Annotated in this window: 1 protein-coding gene; it reads left to right on the top strand. The window is 19.9% G+C overall.

The window, feature by feature from the left end; all coding sequences use genetic code 11:
- Positions 1–294 precede the first annotated feature (294 nt).
- Complete coding sequence (locus QMD61_11680) at positions 295–417, top strand: hypothetical protein (protein MDI6725293.1); 123 nt, start codon at positions 295–297, stop codon at positions 415–417.
- The last annotated feature ends 265 nt before the right edge of the window (positions 418–682 follow it).

Below are 682 nucleotides of genomic sequence, written 5' to 3'. Positions count from 1 at the left end.
AAAATTCAGCCAAATAATGGATAAATCCCATGGAAATTAAAAATAATTTAAAAAACGTTTTTAAGTCTAAAAACAGATATTTTATTGCATTTATTAACATAAACGCTTTAATTATCTTATTTTATGATTTAAAGCCATATTATATAATAATATAATATATTATTTAATAATAATATGATATAATAAGTATTACTAAAATAAATATAATTAATTTAGTATTATAAAATCAACTAATTTGTATAACAAATTGTATAACAAAATGCTTAACATTTCATTAAACCAGGAGTTTAGAATATGTCAGAATATATTGAAAACCTTGTAGAGTTCTACAATGAAGAAAAAAATAAAGAGAGACCTAAAAGTTATGTTAAATCAATAAAAGAACTTCTAGAGTTCTATGGAGTTGATTTAGAATAATGCAAAAATATTTTTATATCCCTAATATAGAGTAATATTAATTTAAATGGCTAATATTGCTCATTTAATAGTGTAAATTTAAGATAGTTTCCAATTAATTTAATAATAAATAATTAATTAAGTTTAGGAAGATAAAACAGATAACTGATATTACTATTGGATAAAAAATTATGTCAAAAACTGATTTAAATAATACATATAGGTGGGAAAATGAGTCTAATAATATCATATATTGGAAGTAATGGTTGTGTAATAGCTGGTGATA

This window comes from Methanobacterium sp., from assembly GCA_030017655.1.
Lineage (GTDB): Archaea > Methanobacteriota > Methanobacteria > Methanobacteriales > Methanobacteriaceae > Methanobacterium_D.
The sequence above is the reverse complement of the archived record's forward strand: the minus strand, read 5'-3'. Positions and strand labels throughout refer to the sequence as shown.